Origin of the sequence: Arthrobacter sp. Leaf69, from assembly GCF_001422645.1 — a bacterium.
Taxonomy (GTDB): Bacteria; Actinomycetota; Actinomycetes; order Actinomycetales; family Micrococcaceae; genus Arthrobacter.
The window spans coordinates 1-5,517 of the sequence record NZ_LMLR01000007.1 but is presented as its reverse complement, the minus strand read 5'-3'; the positions used below and the strand labels follow the sequence as shown (position 1 = coordinate 5,517).

2 protein-coding genes are annotated in these 5,517 nt (G+C 68.4%); both read right to left on the bottom strand.

Annotated features, from left to right (window positions below):
• The coding region (locus ASE96_RS05370; RefSeq protein ID WP_056427186.1) for a hypothetical protein at nt 1-228 on the bottom strand (228 nt) is incomplete at its 3' end.
• Between the two features lie 150 nt (nt 229-378).
• On the bottom strand, nt 379-5,517 hold a 5,139-nt coding region (locus tag ASE96_RS05365), incomplete at its 5' end, for an Ig-like domain-containing protein (protein ID WP_056427183.1).

Below are 5,517 nucleotides of genomic sequence, written 5' to 3'. Positions count from 1 at the left end.
ATTCAACCGCCCCACCGCATTCTTCGACTTCGACACCACCCACACCCCGCCATCATTCAACTCCACCTCAGCAGTCTTAAACCCCGGATAAATGATGGCAGCGGTCACCAGCACCGCGGCCGCGGAGGCGATGGCGGTGCCGGCGATGAGCTTCTTGCGCTGTTTGATGGGGCCGGGGCTGTTGGGACGCGGCTTTTGAGACCCCAGCGTGGCGAGCAGACGTGTCACAGCTTCAGATTTCCTTCAGGATGGTGTCGTGATTCCCGTGGTGGACCCGAGACAAGGCCCTCAGTTCCCGCGACAGCCTACCGAACTGTCCGGAAGTGCGCGATGGGCAGGTCTGCCCGTTGGCCGGTGCGCCCACGGCTGCCGGGGCGGTTATGGTGTCGCTCCGGTCGGGAAGGTGCAGAGCGGGACGCCGCTCTGCCCGGGCGAACCAATTGAGGTGTGGGTGGAGTTGATCCAGCGGGTCTGGTTCGGCGAGCCGCGCATGATGTAGTACCACTGCCCGTCACCGCTGTAGTAAGTGCCGTGCGGCTTCCAGCACATAACGTCGAACACATCCGACGGGCCCATCCAGGGCCGGTCGGTGCCGCTCTGGCCGTCGCAGGTGAAGTTCCCCGGCTCGCTGTTGTCGTAGGACGTGGCTCCGGGCAGATCGGTGCAGCTGCGGCTCATCCCGCTGTTGAGCCGGGTGGTCCAACGGGTCTTTTCAGTCCCGGACCGGGCGGAGGCGGAGGCGATCGGGCCGCCGGTGCCGAGGGAGTTGACCGTCTGGACCCGGATGGAGTGCGTTTCGCTGAAGCCGCCGGTGTTGACTGTCCGGCTTCCCGCGGCGGGCACGCGTTCCCAGCCGCCGTTGTCGATGCTGATCTGGGTGTAGGCAACGTCGTTGGTGGTTGTCGACGGGGAGCTCCAGCTGAAGCTGAGGTTCCTCTGGTTTTCGGCGCCGTCCTGGCCGGAGGCGGACGGTGTTCCGGGTGACCCGTGCGGCGTGGCGGTGGCCCCGGCGCTGGCGTCGGAGCTCGGCGCGACGGTCGAGTTGGCCGTCACGGTGATCGTGGTGGCCTGGCCATTGGTGAACCCGCCCACCTTTTGGCCGGGGCGGATCGCGCCGGTCTTTCCGCCGGGGCTTGCGTAGTAGGTGTAGCTGACCTCGCCGGGCTGGGATCCGTTGCGTCCGGCGGCATCCAGTTCCCGGAAGTTGATGACCAGGGCCCGGCCCGCACCGCCGGTGTCCGCCGCCGTCGCGCTGACGCCGGAAACCTGGCCGAGTTTGCCGGTGGCGCGGCGGGGGGCCGAGGCGGCGCTGACGGCGCCTTTGCCCGCCTTGTTCTCGGCCTGGACCGTGAAGGTATACCCGGCCTCGGAGTTGTTCGCGGTGAAGTTGGCGGTCCGCACCGTCCCGGCGACCATCTGGGTCTCGGTGGTGCCGCCGCCGCCGCTCATCGTGACGAAATAGTTCTTGATGGCGTCGCCATTGGTGTCCGGCTCGTTCCAGTTCACCTGGAGCTGGTTGGAGGTCCCCACGGAGGACGCCACCGCCGTCGTCGGGGCGGCCGGGGCGGCGGGAACGCCGGCCGGGTTGTCCTCGGCCGAGTAGGCACCCCACTCGGAGGGGCCGAGTTCGTTGACGGCCTGGGCGCGGACTTTGTACCGCACACCGTTGGTCAGTCCGGGCCACGTGTAGCTCAGGCCGGCCACACCGTTCTTCACGGCGATGCCGCTGGCCGGCGGCGGTGAGATCTCCAGGTTGTAGTTCTTCACGGCCGAGCCTTCGGTTTTCGCTGCGGGCCAGGTGATGACCATGTTCTTGTCCCCGGCCTTGACCGTGGGCGACTCCGGCGGCGAGGGCTTCTCATCCGGCCGGATTTCGTTGGAGGCCTGCGACGGCACCGACTCCCCCACGTCGTTGGTGGCGGTCACCGTGAAGACGTACTTGACGTCGTTGGTCAGTCCGCTGAGGGTGCAGGTGGTGGTGGCGCAGTCCTGGCTGAACCCGTTCGAGCGCACCGTGTATTTGCTGATGGTGGCGCCGTTGTCCGACGGCGGCGCCCACTTGAGCACCGCGGTCCGGCTGCGCACGTCCGTGGCCGCCGGTGCCGAGGGCGCATCGGGTTTGTCCCGGACCGTGATCCGGACCCGGCCGTCGGTCTGCCGGGAGACGTCGCCGGTCTTGTCCATCACGGTGTAGCGGAGCACCATAACGCCCTTGAAGCCCCCGGCCGGGGTGACCGTGATCGAGTCGCCGGCTATCGCGGGCTGTCCGGCGGCGGAGCCGGTTTCCACGGTGGCGGACACAATTCTCAGCGGGGTCTCGCTGAAGGGGTTGAAGTCGTTGGCGAGCACGTTGACCGTTTCGGTCTTGCCGGCGTTGGCTTTCTCGATCACGTCCTCGTTCGCGACCGGCAGCGGCCGGTTGGACGCCACGACGGTTGCCGCGATGCTGGCCTTGACCGGCTCGGAGCGGCCGTCGGTGACCTTGAGCGGGATGCTGCCTTTCCAGCCGGCAGCCCTGGCGGAGTCGGCGGTGACTTTCAGGATGGCACCGTCCAGGGTGGCCTTAAAGCCCTCGGGCAGGGTGCCGTCCAGCTCGAACTTGAGCTTCTCCTGGTCCCCGGAGTCCACGTCCTTGGCCAGGTTGCCCAGGTCCAAGGTGGCGGATTCGGCCGTGGGTACCTCCAGGGTGGCGCCGCTGAAGCTCGGCTGGTGGTTGGCGTTCGGGTCGGGGACGACCTTGGTGATGATGCTGAGGGTGGATTTGAGGCCCTGCGGATCGTCTGGGCCCGTGCCGTCGGTCACTTCGAACGTGACGGAGCCGGGGCCCACGTAGTCCTTGAGCGCGGCGTAGCGCAGCGCGCTTCCGTTCCCGGCCACCACGTTCTGCGGATCGGCGCCCTGCACCCGGACCTTGTCCACCTGGGTGATCCGCGGGGTGCGGCCCTCCCTGACCCGGACGTAGTCATTCAGGTCCAGGTCGATCTGCTTGCCGGCCATCACTTCGACGACGTCCGCCCGGGCCAGCGTCGGGTGCTGTTCGCCCTGCCCGGGGACCCAGATGACCGCCGTCGCGCTCTTGCCGTCGACGTCGGTGACGGTGTACGGGACCAGCTGGTCCTTCGGCGCGAGGGCCACCCGGACACTGCCGTCGCCCGCGCGGGCATTCGGGTTGCCGTCGGGCAGGCTGATCTTCAGCTCGGCGGCAACGCCGTCGGGATCGGAATCGTTCTTCAGGACCGGGACGTCGACGGCGGACTTGCCCAGCGTCTCCGCGGGGGTGACCACATCGTCCTTGGCCAGGGGCGGTTTCAAGGCGGCGTCCGGACTGATCCGGACCCGGATCACGGCGCTGCCCTGGGCCTTTTTGTCGTCCTGGATCTTGTAGCTGATGCTTTCGTTGCCGGCGGTGGCGGGGGCGGTGAGGAGCACCTTGCCGCCGTCGGCGGTTTCGACCCCGAGTTCGGGGCGCGCCTCGAAGGCGTTGCCGACCAGGCTGATCGGGTCGCCGTCCGGGTCCGAGTCGTTCTGGAGGGCCTCGACGGCGACTTTGCGTCCGGGCCGGACGTCCACGGCATCGTCCACGGCGATGGGTTTTTGGTTGTTGGCTTCCTGCGGGGCGATGCCGACGATCACGGTCCCGGTGTTTTCGGCGCCGATCCGGTCCCGGACACGGTAACTGAACGTGTCCGTTCCGGCGCCGTTGCCGGCGGCGGTGAATTCCAGGTAGCCGTCCTTGACCACGGCTGTGCCCATGGCGGGAGCCTTGTCCACGCCGGTCAGCTGGACTGAGTCACCGTCGGTGTCGACGCCGTCGAGCGGCACGGGGATGCGCACGGTCATGCCGGCCACCACGCGGGCGGTGAGGTTCTTCGGTTCCGGGCGGGTGTTGCGTTCGTCGTCGCGGGCCCGGATGCGGATGGTGACCTGCTGGGAGTCCGATTGCCCGGAGGCGTTGGTGACCTTGTAAATGGCGTACACGGTCTTCGGGACTTCGCCGGCGATGAAGCGCAGGGCGCCTCCCGCAGTGAACATCCGGCCGTCGGCGGCGTCCGGCTGCTGGGCCAGCACCGGTTCCAGGCTGAGTTTGCCGCCGTTGGGGTCGGTGTCGTTCTCCAGGACCGGGATAGTGACGACGTCCCCGGCGCGGACCGTTGCTTCGTCCGGTTTGGCCTGCGGCGCCTGCAGTTTGGCGGGCGCGGGGACCACCAGGACGGCGATCTCGCCGCTCGCGGAGGATTTGCCGTTGGAGATGGTGTATTTGACGCTGAGCTGGCCCTGCGCACGGATGTCGGTGACCCGGACCACGGAATGGTCCAGCACGGAAACGCTCACGGGCAGGCCGTCAGCGGCGGTCACGGACTGCACCACCAGGACCCCGCCGGACGGGTCGGAGTCGTTGCCGAGGACGTCCACCAGGACGCTGCCGCCGCTGGGCAGCAGGGCGGTGTCGCGGACAGCCACCGGGGCGCCGTCCCCGCCGCCGGGGACGACGTCGACCCGGACCAGCTGCTGGGCGCTGGCCGGTCCGTTGGTGACGAGGTAGGTCACGTAGTGGGCGCCCTGGGCGGTGGAGTTGAACGTGAAGGTCTGCTGGTCCGCGCCCATCGTGGCGGTCGAGTTGCCGTCCGGGGTGACCTGGGCGAGGCGGAGGGCGCCGCCCTGCGGGTCAGAGTCGTTTTTGAGCGGAGCGATGACCGTGTTCACCCCGGCGACGGCGACGACGTGGTCCGCGTTGGCGATCGGGGGCAGGGCGCCCGGGGCGCGGACGTCCACGGTGACCTTGCCGTCGGCGGTGGAGCGTCCGTCCGAGACCGTGACGGTGACGGTCTTGCGGCCGGGCTCGGAGCCTGCGTCCTGGAAGCTGAGCAGGCCGTCGGGCCGGACCTTGACCTGGTCGCGGGGATCGCTGCTGGCCGCGCCGACGACGAACAGGTCGTCGCCGTCGGGGTCAATCCAGTCGGTGAGGATGTTCTGGCTGACTACCTTGCCGGACTGCACGACGAGGGTGGTGTTGCGGTTGGGTTTCTGCCGCGGGGCGGCATTCTCTCCCGGCGGCACGATGTTGAGGGTGACGTCGGCGGTGGCGGAGAGGCCGCGGCCGTCGTCCACCGTGTATTTGAAGGTTTCCGATCCGGCCTTGTCGTCCCCGACGCTGACCTGGAAGCCGGTGGCGCCGTAGATCGGCGCGAGGAGCCCGGATGTGAGCGGGTCCGGGCTGCGGACGGTGAGGATGTCGCCGTCCGGGTCTGTGTCGTTGTCGAGCACGGGGAGGATGGTGGTCTTGCCGGCGCGAACGCCGAAGGTGTCGGGTTTGGCGACGGGCGCGCTGTTGGGTTTGGTGCGGTCCGGCAGCACGGTCTGCTGGACTTCGTCGGCGGAGTCCTTGTCCGCGTCGTCGGAGGTCTGCTGCGGCGGGATGACGTCGTCCCAGTTGTTGACCAGCTGCATGTTCTGGTTCACCAGCCACACATTGCCGGAATTCACATCGTTCAGGACCACCAAATCCCGGTTCACCCG